Origin of the sequence: Sebaldella sp. S0638 (genome assembly GCF_024158605.1) — a bacterium.
Classification (GTDB): domain Bacteria; phylum Fusobacteriota; class Fusobacteriia; order Fusobacteriales; family Leptotrichiaceae; genus Sebaldella.
In genome coordinates this window covers 1-13190 of sequence record NZ_JAMZGM010000035.1, presented here as the reverse complement: position 1 = coordinate 13190, position 13190 = coordinate 1, and the positions used below count along the sequence as shown (strand labels likewise).

The following is a 13190-nucleotide window of genomic DNA, read 5'->3' as shown; positions in this document are numbered from 1 at the left end:
ATTTATGATAAGAAAAGCAGTTAAGATGAAAGTTTACAGCGGACAGTATGAAGAATACAAGAAAAGACATGATGAAATCTGGGAACCATTAAAAAAAGTTTTGAAAAATCACGGAGCATATAATTATTCAATATTTCTCGACAAAGAAACTAACAGCCTTTTTGCTTATGTGGAAATAGAAAGTGAAGAATTATGGGATAAGGTGGCAGAAACAGAGGAATGTAAGAAGTGGTGGGATTTCATGAAAGACATCATGGAGACAAATGAAGACAACAGTCCGAAATCCACAGAACTAAGAGAAGTTTTTTATCTGAAGTAAAAAATTCTCCCTATACTGAAAAAAGGAAAATTACATAACGAAAGTGAGGAAATATGAAAAAAGATATATTTGAAGCCGGTTTTTTACGGGACATGGTGAAAGTGATACATGATATGTGGCTGAAAGGATGGGATGAAAGAAACGGCGGAAATGTAAGCTATCGTATAAAAACAGAGGAAGCAGAGGAATATGTGCAGGATACAGGCAGCGGAGATTTTACGGATATGGATTTTGAAGTGCCTAATCTTGCCAATGAATACTTTCTTGTCACAGGGTCCGGAAAATTTTTCAGAAATGTGATACTTGATCCGGAAGATACGCTGGGAATAATAAAAATAAATGAAGACGGGACAAAATACAGAAAAGTATGGGGTTATAAAAACGGCGGAATACCCACAAGCGAGCTTCCTACACATTTATCCGCACATTCTGTGAAAAAATCACTGTGCGGAGATAAAAGCAGGGTAGTTATGCATAATCACGCCACTAATCTTATAGCTCTTACATATGTGCTAGACCTGAATACCGAAACATTCTCAAAGGAACTCTGGAAGATGAGTACAGAGTGTCTTGTGGTATTTCCAGAGGGAATAGGGGTAATTCCATGGGTGGTTCCGGGAACTGTGGAAATAGGAACTAAAACTATGGAAAAAATGAAAGACTTTAATCTGGTAATTTGGCCGTTTCATGGGATATTCGGAACAGGGGCAACTCTTGATGAAGCTTTCGGCCTTATAGATACAGCTGAAAAAGCGGCGGAAATACTGGTGAAAGTAATATCAATGGGCGGCAGAAAACAGGAGATTACTGACAGGGAACTTGCTGATCTGGCAAAAGGTTTTGGAGTGACACCGCGTGAAGGAATTTTAAAATTATAAAATATAATATAATTAGGAGGACTTGATGAGAAGTAAAATTTGTTTATTGTTATTAACATTATTATTTTTAATTGGATGCGGCGAGAAAAAAAGCAGTACAGGAGGAGATACAGGAAAAACAGTAGAATTACGGGTAATGTGGTGGGGGTCTGATGCAAGACATAAAGCTACACTGGATGCAATAAAGCTTTTTGAGGAAAAAAATCCCGGAATAAAAATAAAAGCTGAATATTCAGGATATGAAGGATATTTGGAAAAACTGTCTACGCAGATGAGCGGAAAAACAGCTCCTGACATTATGCAGGTAGACTGGAACTGGCTGTATATTTTCTCTAAAAACGGAGATGGTTTTTATAATGTGAGAGACCTTAAAGACTTTGATCTGGGTAATTATGACGAGGCAATTCTGAACCATACTGTTATAAAAGATAAACTTAATGCTGTTCCTGTGGGATTAAACGGAATGGGATTTTATTATAACCAGAGTGTATTCGATAAAGCAGGGGCAAAATTTCCTGAAACAGCAGACGAGCTTTTTGCCGTAAATAAAGTATTTAAAGAAAAACTCGGAGATGACTATTATCCTTTGGATGTATCAGACGAAAAAGTAAACTACTACTTTATAAATTATTATTTACTGCAAAAAACAGGAAATAACCTGATTAATGAAGAAAATAAAATGGGTGTTACTAAAGAGGAACTTGCAGATGCTCTAAGATTTTATAAGAGAATGGTTGATGAGAAGGTTACACTGTCAACAAAAGACAGAGCAGGGCTGGGAAATGTTCCGGGAGATCAGAATCCGCTGTGGGTAAACGGAAATATAGGCGGAACTTACGAATGGTCGTCAAGAACAGGAGTATTTCAGGATACTCTTAAAGAGGGACAGGTAGCATCCGGTAACTATATTAAAGGTATCGGAGATCATAATGCGGCATTTACAAGACTTAATATGGCATTCGCAATAAACAAAGACACAAAGAATCCTGAAGCAGCAGCAAAGTTCCTGAATTTTCTTCTTTCTGATCCTGAAGCGTCAAAAATACTGGGATTAACAAGAGGAATACCTTCTAATAAAAAGGCTCTTGAAGTGCTGGAAAAAGAAAATATGATAACGGGAATATCGAAAGAAGTGCTTGATAAGGCATTGGCATATCAAGGAAAAATGATAAGCCCTTATTATGAGGATGAGAGACTTATTAAGATATTTGCAGGTTATGTGCAAAAACTTGACTATGGTCAGATTGATGTAGATAAGGCAGCAGAGGGAATTCTTGCTGATATGGAATCATCATTGAAAAATATTTTGAGATAATAATATAGTACCTTGGCAGTGACAGGCTTTATAAGAGATATTTTACTGCCAAGGTACTTGTGATATAATAAATTAAAACTATATTGAAACTGATTTCTAAATTATGGGAGTATATCAGAAAGGAGAAATAAAATTGTTGCTTAAACAGAAAGATATAGAAAATTACATTGATTTATTACTGGAAAACCTGAAAAATCTAAAAGATGAAAAACTGGAGTTTGTGTGGCATCTTGAGGACGGGTCTATTTATGATACAAAAAGCTTTAACGGATGGGAGTGGACTCAGGGAGTAGCACTTTACGGAATATATAAATATTATGAACAGACTGGTGACAGAAAGCTTCTGGACTTGTTAACAGAATGGTATGACAGAAGATTCGAGGAAGGGCTTCCGGAAAAAAATGTAAACACAGTGGCGCCTATGCTTACACTGGCGTATTTATATGAAATAACGAAAAATCCTAAGTATCTTCCTTATCTGGAAATATGGGCAGAATGGGTAATGTACGGAATTCCCCGTACTGAAGATGACGGAATACAGCATAAGGTGTTTTTAAGCGAGAATAAAGATCAGCTTTGGGATGATACATTAATGATGAGTGTCCTTCCTCTGGCAAAAATAGGAAAGCTTCTAAACAGACCTGAGTATATAGAGCAAGCTAAGAAGCAGTTTTTAGTACATATAAAATATCTTTTTGATAAAAAAACAGGTCTTTGGTTCCATGGATGGACATTTGACGGGAATCATAATTTTGCGGATGCATTATGGGGAAGAGGGAATTGCTGGATAACTATTGTTATTCCTGAAATAATCGAGACTCTGGATCTGAAAGAAGGGGATTTTTTCAGGGAATATCTGGTAGATACATTAAAGCGGCAAATAGAAACACTTGCAAAAGTGCAGAATGAAAACGGATTATGGCACACACTTCTCATGGATCCGTCTTCTTATATGGAAACTTCGGCTACTGCGGGTTTTGCATTTGGTATTTTGAAAGCCATAAGAAAGCGTTATATAGATAAAAAATACGAAGAGACAGCGCTGAAAGCTGTTAACGCTGTGATAAATAATATAAATGAAGATGGTGAAGTGCAGAATGTTTCATTTGGAACAGCTATGGGAAATGATCTTCAGTTTTATAAGGATATTCCCATAACTCCAATGCCTTACGGCCAGTCTTTGTCTGTACTATGTCTTGTAGAATATCTGAATTATTTTAAGTAATAAGATTTTTTTCATAAAAGGCAGGCTGTTTTTTACCCTTGAACAAGGCAGCCTGTTTATAAAATTTTTCAAAGGAGGAAAAATGCCACTGCATCCTAAAGTAGCCAGAGATTTGGAAAAAAATCCCATCCCAAAAAACTTTTCTCCCACAGTAGAGGAGATGAGAGCGGCAGACTGGGGTATGCCTCTGGAACAAAGAACAAAAATTGATAAAATAAGTAATGAATATGTGAAAAATAATACTTATGAAATTCCTGTTAGAATTTATGAGTATAAAGATGATAATAAGATAAAACCCGTAATAATATTTTTTCACGGGGGAGGTTTTGTGCGGTGCAGTGTGGAAACACATGATGAAATGTGCAGAAATCTGGCAAAATATACAGGATGGAAAGTAATAGCGCCTGAATACAGACTTGCTCCCGAATATAAGTTTCCTGTTCCTTTGGAGGATTGCTGCAGGGTAGTGGAATGGGCGGCGGAAAATGCAGAAAGACTGCGGATAAATTCAGGTGAAACAGCTGTCTGCGGGGATAGTGCAGGCGGGAATCTTGCCGGTGCGGCAGCAAAAAGATTTAAAAATAACGATAAAGTAAAAATAACAAAGCAGATTTTGATATATCCTGTTATTGATTTTTACAGTAAGGATGCTGGCACAAAATACGGGTCATATGAAAAATACAGTTGGGGTTACGGTCTTTCAAGCAACAGTATGCACAGATACTGGGATTTTTATTTGAAAAATAAAGATGACAGGGATAATATTTATGTTTCTTTAAGTAAAGATAATAATCTGTCCGGGCTTTCCGAGGCATTTATAATCTGTTCGGAATACGACCCTTTAAGTGATGAGGCCGAATATTATGCAAAATGTCTGGAGAGAGCTTCTGTCAGAGTGGAATTCAAAAGATATTCCGGTCTTAATCATGCTTTTATGCATGCGCTTCCGGGCTTAGAAGAGTGCCATGAGATATACAGAAATATATCAGATTTTTTAAACAGAGATATTTCCAAAATCTGAATTTTTAACAGAGACAGTTATGTTTTAGCTGATTTAATTGAAGTATGGTGTTAAAGTTTTTTATTGTTAAAAAATTGACAAACGGTTTTATTGTGATATAATTTAGGAAAAAGTATTCATGTTTTTCATTTCGTTTAATCTGTAAAACCTTTGTATTCTAAAATCATTAAAGTAAAAATCTTTTATTTATCACTAAAGCAGCAAAATATTTCATTTATAAAGTGTTCCAAAATATATTCTAAAAACAAATATGGAGGTATTTATGAAAGTAAGTAGAAGAATTTACTGGCCTGCAGTAACTTTAATAGGGCCCGGATGTGTAAAAGAAATAGGAACGGATATTAAAGATTTAGGATTGAAAAAAGCTCTGGTAGTAACAGATAGTGTTCTTAATAAAATCGGAGTAGTGAAAAAAGTAACTGATGTACTGGATGAAAACGGGGTAAGTTATGCTGTGGTGGATGACATACAGCCCAATCCTACAATGAAGAATATCCATGACGGTCTGAATGTTTATAAGACTGAAAACTGTGATTTTATCATATCTATAGGGGGAGGTTCTCCGCAGGATGCCGGGAAAGCCATAGGAATATTGTCTACGAACGGCGGCGAAATAAAAGATTATGAAGGAATAGGCAAATCAAAACACAAATCTGTACCTATTATTGCAATTAATACCACTGCAGGAACTGCAAGCGAAGTTACTATAAATTATGTTATAACAAATGAAGAGACACATATAAAGATGGTTATGATTGATAAAAACTGTCTTGCAAGTATAGCTGTAAGTGATCCTGAGCTTATGACAGGAAAACCTGCTGATCTTACTGCGGCTACAGGAATGGATGCACTGACACATGCTATAGAAGCGTATGTTTCTACAGGTGCATACGAACTTACAGATGTGCTTGCACTGGAAGCTGTGAAATTAATCGGGGAATCTCTTGAGGATGCGGTAAAAGACGGCAATAATATAGAGGCAAGATCAAAAATGGCGTACGCTTCTTATATAGCCGGAATGTCATTTAATAATGCGGGGCTTGGATATGTACATTCAATGGCACATCAGCTCGGAGGATTTTATAATCTCCCGCACGGGGTATGTAATGCTATACTTCTTCCTCATGTAGAAAAATTTAATTCTGCGAATACAGGTGACAAATTAAGAAAAGTAGCAGAAATCCTAGGGGAAAATGTAGAGGGTCTGTCTGTGGAAGAAGCTAATGCAAAGGCTATAGAAGCTATAATGAAGTTATCTGAAAAAGTGGGGATACCAAAGGGGCTTAGAGAACTAGGGGTAAAAGAGGAAGATTTCAAAGTAATGGCTGAAAATGCACTAAAAGATGCATGTGCAGGGACAAATCCAAGAGATGTTACTCTTGAGGATACTATAGCAATATTTAAAGAGGCATTTTAAATAAACAAATTGATAAAGTACGGGTACTCCTGAAAAATCATGATTTTTCAGGAGTTTTGTTATAATATATTTATGTTTTTTTCTTGAGGTGCAGAGGGGATGGTATTCTGGTTTGGGTTTGATTGTGCATATGAAGAGAATAAGATACGGAATTAAATATTATATGAGGAACAACCAAAAGTATATAAGTAAGGCAGGGAAACTCAGATTTTTTGAACCGGATTTTCGCATTGTAATTCATTTTATATTGTAGTAAAATGAAAATAAAAAGAAGCATTGACATAACAAATATCACAGTTAGCTTACGATGAAAGGCTGAAAAGGAGAAAACAATGAGAAGATATGAACTGGATGTGCATACTCATACCATAGCAAGCGGGCATGCTTACGGAACAATAACAGAAATGGCAAGGGCAGCTTCGGAAAAAGGGCTGAAAATACTTGGGATAACAGAGCATACCACAGGAATTCCGGGGACATGTGATGAATTCTACTTTGGCAATATGGGAGTAGTTCCTAGAAATATGTTTGGAATAGAGCTTATGCTTGGTGCAGAGATAAATATTCTCGATTATAAGGGAACTTTGGGACTGAATGAACGGTATTTCAGACATTTGGATGTGCGTATTGCCGGAATTCACAGTATGTGTTATGAATACGGAACTATGGCTGAAAACACTCAGGCAATAATAAATACAATAAAAAATCCTGTAATTGATATAATCAGCCACCCGGATGACGGAAACTGTCCTCTTGATTATGATGAAGTGGTTCAGGCAGCAAAAGAGTATCATGTATTATTGGAGATAAATAATAATTCGCTGAGAAGTAGCAGCCGGAAGAATACATTTGAAAATTCGGTGAAAATATTAGAGTTATGCAGAAAGCTTAATATACCTGTGTTGGTAAGCAGTGATGCACATTATATGACTGATATTGCCAATTTTGAGAATGTGGAAAAGGTTCTGGACAGTGTCGGGTTTCCTGAGGAGTTGGTGATAAACAGTTCGGCAGATAAATTCAGGGAGTTTATAAGGGTAAACAGGGAGAGGGAGAGATTTTAATAATTAGTATCATAATATAAATAGAATCTCAGAATAATAAATATTTCTAATATCAATGGAAAAACTGGTCTATTCAGCTTAAATCACCTGACAGACCAGTTTTTATTATTAATTAAAATCATAATTCATGAAAAACAGGCTTCATTTTGTCAAATGTACAAAAGTAACGAAAACCGATATTCTTTAATTCCTGTTGAATAAAAGCAATATGGCTGCCCACGCTTTCAGCGTTATGAGCGTCGGAACCAATAGTAATGATTTTTCCGCCCAGCTGATGATACAGTGCTAAAATTTCTCTTGATGGTGTCAGGTCTTCCAGTTTATATGCAAAGCTGGAAGTATTTATTTCGATTCCCTTATTTTCTTTAATAATCTTTTCTAAAATTTTTGTAATAATATCTTTGGATTTTTCAAAAGGATAGATTCTCTTATTATATCTCTGAATCAGGTCAAGATGTCCCAGTACGCTGTAATCATTATACTGATGTATGCATTTGTAAATCTCCTCATAATATCCTAAATTATATTCGTCTTCTGTTTTCCCTTCCTGATAGTCATAAGTCCAAAATTCCTTATTATCCACCTGATGACATGAAAGAATAACAAAATCTAAATCATAACTGTCAAATAAACTCTGGAATCTGCTGATTGTGTGCGTCTGTATCCCGAATTCCAGTCCTTTTTTTATTATGATCTGATCTTTGTATTTATTTTTCAGAGTTTCTATCTCTCTAAAATAATTGGGATAGTCCACATTTAATACTTTTTTGTTTTTGACCTTTTCCTCATCATTCATTTGATTAAAGGTATCATGGTCTAATTTTATGTTATAGTCAACATGGTCGGTAAAACATATCTCGGAAATATTTTTACCTATTGCACTTTTAATGATTGTTTCCATTGGTTCAACTGAATCATCACTGTATTCTGAGTGTATATGATAATCTGCTAACATTTGCTTACCACCTTTCTGAAAAAATATAATTCATTATAACATAGTTATTATTTTTATAACATTTGTAAATATAGAAAAAAGAATTTGTTTTTCATTCTAAAATTTAAATGATGTAAAATAAAAAAATGGTACACATGACATTTTTCCTGTGAAACAGAAGAAAGAGACTGTAAACCTGTATAAAAATACTTTTCAAAATCCAGAAATGAGGTAAAATATATTATCAGTATATGGAGGTGAAAAGCAAGAAGAAACGAAGAAAAATAAAAGAAGGAGGAAAATGACAGAAAACAGCGGAAGTAAATCTGAAGAACAAAAAAATGATTTTTCAGATACAGGTGAAACAAGATACCAAAAGTAAAAATGATATAAGGTATTGCCAGTATAAATGTTTTATTATCTATAGTAATAAAAGGGAAAATTGGCTTTAAGATAAAAAAGCCGTTTTTTTTTAAATACTTAATTATTTTTACAAATGCAAACATAAAAGTAAAAATATATTTATATATATTATGGTTAAATATAGTATATTATTTATTTATATAACTTAAAATAATAAAAAACGATTATTTTTATTATTTATTTAAGTTATATTTTAGTTTGTTAATGAAAAAAATATAAAATAAAAAAACATCAAAATATCCATGAATCACCAATATTTAGTTATAGATCACAAAAATAAAATAACTTTCTAAAATTATAAAAAAAATATTTTTACAAATGTTAAGTGAGTTTTCAAAAAGAAAAATAATGTTGACAATGGTAAAAAATGAAGTATAATTAATTATCAAAAGTAAAATGTGAAAACAAATGTAAAAATAAAATATATTTTAGGAGGAAGTTTATGTTAGGATTGAACTATAAGCTGGAAAAGCTTGAGAAAGCCGGAACACCTATACTGACAGGAATAATAGGTGCAGGACAAATGGGGCAGGGAATGGTAAGCCAAATGTATCTTATGGAAGGGATGAATCCTGCAATAGTAGTGGATATAAACACAGAACTGGCTAAAAAAGCTTTGCTGCACGCAGGAGTTGCTGAAGACAAAATAAAGTATACAAAGTGTCCGTGTGAAGCTGATGAATGGATCTCGCAAGGGAACTTCGTTGTAACAGATGATTCAAAAGTAGTAACAGATTCTAAAAAAATAGAAGTTCTGATCGAAGCAACAGGAGTAACAGAAGTAGGAGCTAAAATAGCCCTTGATACTATCATGGGGAAAAAACACTTAGTAATGTTAAATGCTGAAACTGATGTTGTTATCGGGCCTTTGCTAAAAAAACTGGCTGATAATGCAGGAGTAGTATATACAGGAGCAGCAGGAGACGAACCGGCAGCAACAAAAGAATTATATGATTTTGCAAAAGCAGCAGGATTTGATGTAAGAGTAATAGGAAAAGGAAAAAATAATAAAATTGACAAAGACTGTAATCCTGATACAGTAGCCGAAGAAGCTGAAAGAAGAGGAGTCAGCGCACACATGCTTGCTTCATTTAAAGAAGGAAGTAAGACAATGGTCGAGTTAGCTGTAATGTCAAATGCCACAGGATATATACCTGATGTAAGAGGGGCACACGGAATAAAAGGTGAAGTAAATGATGTACCGAAAGTATTCAGTCTGAAAGAAGAAGGAGGAATACTGAGCAAATACGGTGTAGTAGATTTCGTTGACGGAATAGCACCTGGAGTATTCGTAGTAGTATCAAGCAAGCTGGAAGAAGTAAGAAAAGAAATGAAATATCTGGATATGGGAGACGGGCCGAACTACATTTTATACAGACCATATCACCTGTGCAGTCTTGAAACACCATTATCAGCTGCAAAAGCTGTAATAGACCATGAAGCTACAATAGCTCCAATGGGAGGACTTGTTTCAGAAGTAATTACTATAGCTAAAAAAGATCTTAAAGCAGGAGAAAACTTAGACGGAATCGGAGGATATACAGTATATGGTTCAGTGGAAGTATATGAAACGGCTAAAGAAATGAATGCACTTCCTGTGGGATTAATAACTAAGAAAACAAAATTAGTAAAAGATGTTAAAAAAGGTGAAGTAATAACTTATGATATGGTAGAGCTTGACGAAAGTTCATTTATACTGCAGTTAAGAAGAGTACAGGACAAATTATTTGGTTAATTTTGAGAAAGGAATAAATAAATTCTTGTAATTTTATCGGTAAAATGCATTTTTGATAATGCATAAAAAAATCTTAGTGCATAAAAGAGGAGCTGAATTTAGTACCTTGTTTATTTCAAAGAATATTTGATTTTGATTTAGGCAGAATAGTATTTAAAAATTAGGAGGTTTAAGATGTTTGGTATTATTGATTTTATATCAAAAATCGCAACGCACTTTATAGGTCTGTTTCAACAAGGCGGAGAGGTATTTGCCGGCTGGGTTTCAGGAATAATTCCATTATTAGTGGTATTAATGACAGGGATAACAGCTGTTATAAAATTAATCGGGGAAGAAAGGGTAAATAAAGCAGCTAGATGGGCTTCTAAGAATATAATTACAAGATACACATTACTACCAATATTAGCAGTATTATTTTTAACGAATCCAATGTGTTACACTTTTGGAAAATTCGTTGAAGAAAAGTATAAACCGGCATTTTATGATTCGGCAGTATCATTTGTCCATCCGGTAACTGGTTTATTCCCACATGCTAACGCAGGAGAGCTGTTTGTATTTATGGGAATTGCTAACGGAATCACACAGCTGGGTCTTCCGACAGCAGGACTTGCAACAAGATATTTTCTTGTGGGAATAGTTGTCATATTCATGAGAGGTGTTCTGACAGAGAGAATTACACTTATATTAATGGGTAGAAAATCTAAAAAAGTAGCTAAAGCTGGGTGAGGAGGATGAGTATGTATAAATCGGTGAAAATAGTAAAAGGTCCAAATGGATGGGGTGGTCCGTTAATTATCACTCCAACGGAAAAGAAAAATAAAATAGTAAGTATTACTGGAAAAACAATCCATCCTTTAGCTCACAAACTGGCTGAATTAACTGGCTGCGAAATAGTTAACGGATTTGTTACCGGAGTACCTGAAGATGAAATAATGGTAGTAATAGTAGACTGCGGGGGAACAGCAAGATGTGGTGTGTACCCTAAAAAGAGAATTTTTACTATTAATGTAATGCCTGTGGGACAGGCAGGGCCGTTGGCTCAGTACATAACTTCAGATATTTATGTATCAGATGTAAAAGAAAATAATGTGACTCTGGCAGAAGAAGGAGAAACTGTTGCAGCAGCAGCTGAAGCAGATTCTATGGAAGGTATGACAAACAAGCAAAAAGGTGAGGCACTAAAAAAAGAAGCCAGAGAAAAGCTTGCAGATACTAAGTATGAAAAAGAAGGTTTTCTGACTAGACTTGGAAAAGCTACAGGCGGAGTAATAGCAATTTTCTATCAGTCAGGTAGAGAAGTAATTGAAACTGTAATAAAAAATATATTACCGTTTATGGCTTTTACGAGTATGTTAATAGGTATAATATTAGGTACGGGAATAGGAGACTTTATAGCAAATAAACTGGCTCCTCTCGCAGGTAATATGATCGGACTTTTAGTAATTTCGATAATATGTGCAATACCTGTGTTTTCACCACTGTTAGGTCCTGGGGCAGTTATAGCCCAAGTAGTAGGAGTGCTTGTAGGTACTCAGATAGGACTTGGATCTATACCGGCATCATTGGCATTACCAGCATTATTCGCAATTGATCCGCAGGTAGGATGTGACTTTATACCGGTTGGATTGAGTTTGGGTGATGCTGAAGCTGAGACAATAGAAATAGGAGTGCCGGCAATACTGTTCTCGAGATTGATTACCGGTCCGGTATCTGTGGCATTGGCTTACGTGGCAAGTATAGGATTATTTTAGGCAGAAAGGAAAGGTACATGAATTATAACGTTAAAGTTAACAAAATCGGGATGAGTGCATTAGAACTATATGAAGAATGCGGCTGTCTAATAATATTTGATGATATAGCACCTGAGGAACTGGCTGAAATAGCTATTTTGCACGAAGAAGGTGAGATAAAAAGAGATATAAAAGTCGGAGATGAAATAATTTTAGGCAAACACGAGTATAAGGTAACAGCTGTGGGTACAGAAGCTATGCTTACTCTGAAAGAACTGGGACACTGCACATTTAAGTTTACCGGTAAGGAGGAAGCTGAGGTTCCGGGACAGATAGAACTCACAGGTGAACATCATCCGATAATTGAAATAGGTGATTTTATTAGTTTCAAGTAGCATTTATACCGGAAGATTATTTAAGTAAATTGTAGAAAATAAATTTTACAGAAAGCACAGACTCAGATGAAAAAATTATGGGTCTGTGCAGATGAAAAGAGTATTGGAATAAAAAGTAAAATTTAATTTCCGGATGCTCTTTTTGTTTGAGAAAAATAAAAAAATATTGCGGGTTATTATCTAAAAGAAAAATATCATAAATATATACTGAACTCGGGAGGAAATAGTATGAAAAAAGTATTAGTGGCAGCAGGAGTATCTGTCAAAAAAATGAACTATACAATGCAGACAATCACGGAATATTGCAGGGGAAGAAATATAGATGTAGAAGTAAGAGGGAGAAATGTATACGAAATAAACAAGGAAACGAAGATTCCCGATGTTATAGTAATATTAGGAAAAAATCATATAGAAACAAAGGTTCCTGTAGTGTCGGGAAATGAAATAGAAACAAAAACGGGATTGAAACAGTATGTGAAGAAGTAATACGTTATTTATAAAAAACAAAATAACTTTTTAGGATTTTCCTTCTTAAATATTCTCTTTTAATCCGGGTTTTATTGGGAAAAATCTTATCTGGAAATAAATACCGGGTGAAAAGAGAATTCAAGAATGAAAAAGCAAAGGAGAGAGAGAAATGAAAGAAAAAAAAGGAACATATAGAGAAATGTACAAAAGAATGAATGAGGCAAGAGCCTTTGAACAAAAAGTATCATGGTTCTTTTCAAGAGGAA

General features: G+C 34.8%; 13 protein-coding genes. 12 read left to right on the top strand and 1 reads right to left on the bottom strand.

From position 1 onward, the window contains the following. Positions 1-4 precede the first annotated feature (4 nt). The 7 genes from rhaM to NK213_RS10685 all read left to right on the top strand — a co-directional run bounded on the left by rhaM (position 5) and on the right by NK213_RS10685 (position 7239). Positions 5-319 (top strand): L-rhamnose mutarotase, encoded by a 315-nt coding sequence (gene rhaM, locus NK213_RS10715; protein WP_253348957.1) that lies wholly within the window; start codon positions 5-7, stop codon positions 317-319. Between the two features lie 53 nt (positions 320-372). Further along, positions 373-1197: a rhamnulose-1-phosphate aldolase gene (gene rhaD, locus NK213_RS10710; protein WP_253348956.1), complete on the top strand. Its 825-nt coding sequence runs from the start codon at positions 373-375 to the stop codon at positions 1195-1197. Between the two features lie 25 nt (positions 1198-1222). Further along, entirely contained in the window at positions 1223-2512 is a 1290-nt protein-coding gene (locus NK213_RS10705) for an ABC transporter substrate-binding protein (RefSeq protein ID WP_253348955.1), read from the top strand. Between the two features lie 133 nt (positions 2513-2645). Next, complete coding sequence (locus tag NK213_RS10700) at positions 2646-3737, top strand: glycoside hydrolase family 105 protein (protein WP_253348954.1); 1092 nt, start codon at positions 2646-2648, stop codon at positions 3735-3737. 82 nt (positions 3738-3819) lie between these two features. Beyond that, positions 3820-4758 (top strand): alpha/beta hydrolase, encoded by a 939-nt coding sequence (locus NK213_RS10695; RefSeq protein WP_253348953.1) that lies wholly within the window; start codon positions 3820-3822, stop codon positions 4756-4758. Between the two features lie 262 nt (positions 4759-5020). Beyond that, entirely contained in the window at positions 5021-6175 is a 1155-nt protein-coding gene (locus tag NK213_RS10690; RefSeq protein ID WP_253348952.1) for an iron-containing alcohol dehydrogenase, read from the top strand. Between the two features lie 332 nt (positions 6176-6507). After that, a complete protein-coding gene (locus NK213_RS10685; RefSeq protein ID WP_253348951.1) occupies positions 6508-7239 on the top strand; it encodes a phosphatase in 732 nt (243 codons plus the stop codon). Between the two features lie 118 nt (positions 7240-7357). On the opposite strand, the gene NK213_RS10680 is transcribed toward NK213_RS10685, so the two are convergent. Further along, positions 7358-8194 (bottom strand): histidinol-phosphatase HisJ family protein, encoded by an 837-nt coding sequence (locus NK213_RS10680; protein WP_253348950.1) that lies wholly within the window; start codon positions 8192-8194, stop codon positions 7358-7360. An 844-nt stretch (positions 8195-9038) separates the two neighbouring features. Between NK213_RS10680 and NK213_RS10675 the strand changes: the two genes are divergently transcribed. The 5 genes from NK213_RS10675 (at position 9039) to NK213_RS10655 (ending at position 12942) form a co-directional block, all read left to right on the top strand. Next, the gene (locus NK213_RS10675) at positions 9039-10331 is read left to right on the top strand and encodes an NAD(P)H-dependent oxidoreductase (RefSeq protein ID WP_253348949.1); all 1293 of its coding nucleotides are present in this window, start codon (positions 9039-9041) and stop codon (positions 10329-10331) included. Positions 10332-10505: 174 nt separating this feature from the next. Continuing rightward, positions 10506-11057, top strand: a complete 552-nt coding sequence (locus NK213_RS10670) for a PTS glucitol/sorbitol transporter subunit IIC (RefSeq protein WP_253348948.1) — start codon at positions 10506-10508, stop codon at positions 11055-11057. A gap of 11 nt (positions 11058-11068) precedes the next feature. Beyond that, positions 11069-12082 carry a PTS glucitol/sorbitol transporter subunit IIB gene (locus NK213_RS10665; RefSeq protein WP_253348947.1) on the top strand — a complete coding sequence of 338 codons (1014 nt, stop codon included), beginning with the start codon at positions 11069-11071 and terminating at the stop codon, positions 12080-12082. Positions 12083-12099: 17 nt separating this feature from the next. Further along, positions 12100-12456 carry a PTS glucitol/sorbitol transporter subunit IIA gene (locus NK213_RS10660; RefSeq protein WP_253348946.1) on the top strand — a complete coding sequence of 119 codons (357 nt, stop codon included), beginning with the start codon at positions 12100-12102 and terminating at the stop codon, positions 12454-12456. A 228-nt stretch (positions 12457-12684) separates the two neighbouring features. Next, on the top strand, positions 12685-12942 hold the full coding sequence (locus NK213_RS10655; RefSeq protein ID WP_253348945.1) for a hypothetical protein: 258 nt from the start codon (positions 12685-12687) through the stop codon (positions 12940-12942). Positions 12943-13190: the final 248 nt, after the last annotated feature.

What these genes read in the sequence shown, in the direction of transcription:
- rhaM (WP_253348957.1), top strand. Translation starts at nt 5, where the DNA reads ATGATAAGAAAAGCAGTTAAGATGAAAGTTTACAGCGGACAGTATGAA.
- rhaD (WP_253348956.1), top strand. Translation starts at nt 373, where the DNA reads ATGAAAAAAGATATATTTGAAGCCGGTTTTTTACGGGACATGGTGAAA.
- NK213_RS10705 (WP_253348955.1), top strand. Translation starts at nt 1,223, where the DNA reads ATGAGAAGTAAAATTTGTTTATTGTTATTAACATTATTATTTTTAATT.
- NK213_RS10695 (WP_253348953.1), top strand. Translation starts at nt 3,820, where the DNA reads ATGCCACTGCATCCTAAAGTAGCCAGAGATTTGGAAAAAAATCCCATC.
- NK213_RS10690 (WP_253348952.1), top strand. Translation starts at nt 5,021, where the DNA reads ATGAAAGTAAGTAGAAGAATTTACTGGCCTGCAGTAACTTTAATAGGG.
- NK213_RS10685 (WP_253348951.1), top strand. Translation starts at nt 6,508, where the DNA reads ATGAGAAGATATGAACTGGATGTGCATACTCATACCATAGCAAGCGGG.
- NK213_RS10680 (WP_253348950.1), bottom strand. Translation starts at nt 8,194, where the DNA reads ATGTTAGCAGATTATCATATACACTCAGAATACAGTGATGATTCAGTT.
- NK213_RS10675 (WP_253348949.1), top strand. Translation starts at nt 9,039, where the DNA reads ATGTTAGGATTGAACTATAAGCTGGAAAAGCTTGAGAAAGCCGGAACA.
- NK213_RS10670 (WP_253348948.1), top strand. Translation starts at nt 10,506, where the DNA reads ATGTTTGGTATTATTGATTTTATATCAAAAATCGCAACGCACTTTATA.
- NK213_RS10665 (WP_253348947.1), top strand. Translation starts at nt 11,069, where the DNA reads ATGTATAAATCGGTGAAAATAGTAAAAGGTCCAAATGGATGGGGTGGT.
- NK213_RS10660 (WP_253348946.1), top strand. Translation starts at nt 12,100, where the DNA reads ATGAATTATAACGTTAAAGTTAACAAAATCGGGATGAGTGCATTAGAA.
- NK213_RS10655 (WP_253348945.1), top strand. Translation starts at nt 12,685, where the DNA reads ATGAAAAAAGTATTAGTGGCAGCAGGAGTATCTGTCAAAAAAATGAAC.